The 996-nt window shown below is 47.0% G+C and carries 2 protein-coding genes; both read left to right on the forward strand.

The genetic code is table 11. The annotated features are described in order from the left end of the window. Positions 1 to 141: 141 nt before the first annotated feature. Positions 142 to 741, forward strand: a complete 600-nt coding sequence (gene recR / locus ACRCJ0_RS15310; RefSeq protein WP_003141630.1) for a recombination mediator RecR — start codon at positions 142 to 144, stop codon at positions 739 to 741. A 30-nt stretch (positions 742 to 771) separates the two neighbouring features. Further along, the coding region (locus tag ACRCJ0_RS15315; protein ID WP_431391059.1) for a dTMP kinase at positions 772 to 996 on the forward strand (225 nt) is incomplete at its 3' end.

A 996-nucleotide genomic window follows, 5' to 3' on the forward strand; every position in this document is an offset into this window, starting at 1 on the left:
GATAAGATATGGTATTACAGACAGGAACAGTTAGGTTATGAGCACTGCTGCCTAGTATTGGTTTTCCATTTTGTCAGCGTGTTACCCTTTTTATCAAAAATGTTTAAAATGTAAGGAAAGTTAGATGCAGGGGTGTAGAGAATGCAGTATCCAGAACCAATCGCTAAGTTAATCGATTCTTTTAGTAAGTTGCCAGGGATTGGCGCGAAGACGGCGTCTAGGTTGGCCTTCTTCGTCTTGGACATGCCTGAGGCGGATGTGCTTCAATTTGCGTCTTCCTTGGTGGATGCAAAGCGTGAACTGCGTTATTGCTCAGTTTGCGGGAATATTACCCAGTCTGATCCTTGCGAAATCTGTGCAGATGAAAACCGCGACCGGTCACGAATTTTAGTGGTGGAGCAGGTGCGTGATGTGGTATCTATGGAACGAATGCGTGAGTATCACGGCCTCTACCATGTCTTGCACGGAGTCTTGTCACCAATGGAAGGGACTGGACCGGAAGATTTAAATATCCAACCTCTATTGACCCGTCTGCAAGATGACCAGATCAAGGAAGTGATTGTGGCGACCAATGCGACAGCTGAAGGGGAAGCGACCGCAACCTACCTGTCTCGTTTGATTAAACCTGCAGGCATTCAAGTATCGCGGATTGCCTATGGTTTATCTGTCGGCAGTGATATTGAGTATGCGGATGAGATGACCCTATTGCGTGCCCTTGAAGGCCGCCGTGACATCGATTAACTAGTCTATAACAGATTTTAAGGAGACCTCATGGATACACAAACATTTGCTGGGAAATTTATCACAGTTGAAGGACCGGATGGCGCAGGCAAAACGACCCTTATTCAGGGACTGACACAAAAGCTTGAAGACAAGTTGGCTGTACCTTTAAAGCTGACCCGCGAGCCAGGTGGCGACCCGATTGCGGAAGATATCAGAGAAGTGATTTTAAGCCCGGAAAACGTGGCTCTAGATTCTAGAGCTGAAGCCCTTTTG

The sequence above is a fragment of the Aerococcus sp. L_32 genome (genome assembly GCF_050689315.1).